Raw genomic sequence first — 1408 nt, forward strand, 5'->3', positions numbered from 1 at the left:
TTTACCGTGGGTGAATAATATCTATTAGATCACAGCGAACGGATGGGTTCAAGGTTAAAAAGCAATCAATTTAAAATAGTAGAATACGTTCCTAAAAAGAGTAATTCTACAGCCTCAACGCCGCAATAAGCGGACTAAAGCAGTGGGTTAAAATGTGTAGCGAAGCGAAACGTAACCCACTGTTTTAGTTCCGTTTAATTGCCTTGTTATACATTCTTAAACAAAGTTGTAATCATCCATAACTGTTGTGTCTTTATATGCTTTTTCAAAGAAAAAATCTGTTCCTTTAGTCTTATTATCAGGAATTTGATAAGACACGTTAAATTTTAAATCTTTCATTAATTCTACTATGTGAATTCTTGCTAATTCCGTTACAGGCATACCATTCACTCTTTCACTGTAATCTAGGCTCCAAGTATTCAGGAAATTAACAAGCCAATTAGTCGTTTTAATAAACATAGGATACTTAACAAATCTCTCGATTTGGTATCTTCCATCTTTACTTTCGACATACTCAACTGGATCCATATTGAATATTGCGTCAATAATTGATGACTCAATAACTGAATATTCTTTTAGATTATTAAGATCTCTTCCAATTAAAACCTTATCTATAACACCATATTCTTTATGATTGGCACCAACTGTATCAGGATCATCTGAAAAAAATGTTTTTCTGTAGAATTCGCCATTAATTAGAAATGTGTAATCACTTAATATATGTGATAAATCATTTTTAATAGCATCTTCAAGAGAGATATTATTTTTCTTTTTCCCACCAAAACTAGTTAAACAGTTATGCGTCCAATAACCAATTTTTTCCCAATATATTGCTATTAGTAATCCGCTACCATAATCGCGTGCATAATTTTTTAAAGTGTTAATTTGCTTAGGTATTAATTTACATGTGATTTTTTCTCCCTTAATGGATTTTACATCCACTAATACGGGGAAATTTAATTTTTGTGAGTTTTCAACTAAAAGTGAATAGTCTGGAACTTGAAAATCTGTTTTATGTCTTTTTTCTTGTTGTTGATCTAAACCATTAATACTTTTAACCCAAGGAAGAGACCCAAAAACCATTTTGTAATTGTCTTCAACCGACAACCCTTTTGTGATCCTTTCAAAATTATCCCTATATTTGGGGTCTTCTATTTGACTTAATAGCTCCTTAAACATTACATCGCTTACATCGAAATTCTGTTTTAGCGAATGTATTAATTGAGCTTTTTCCATATTACTCATTGATAAGTTCCTATTTAATATATAACTGGAAGTGATGGAATGTATAACGAGCCTGTAGATTAACTCGTTTTTTTATTTATTTTTATTGATAAACTAACCATAGCTGAGTTCCTATTTTGGTTCAATCGATTACTGTATTTTATGCAGAATATAAAGTGGGAGT

The 1408-nt window shown here is 30.9% G+C and carries 1 protein-coding gene; it reads right to left on the reverse strand.

Translation table 11 applies throughout. The features are described 5' to 3' along the window. Positions 1–216: 216 nt before the first annotated feature. The gene (locus H5119_RS19875) at positions 217–1245 is read right to left on the reverse strand and encodes a hypothetical protein (RefSeq protein ID WP_182703461.1); all 1029 of its coding nucleotides are present in this window, start codon (positions 1243–1245) and stop codon (positions 217–219) included. Positions 1246–1408: the final 163 nt, after the last annotated feature.

This window comes from Pseudoalteromonas sp. SG45-5 (assembly GCF_014164085.1).
GTDB lineage: Bacteria > Pseudomonadota > Gammaproteobacteria > Enterobacterales > Alteromonadaceae > Pseudoalteromonas > Pseudoalteromonas aliena.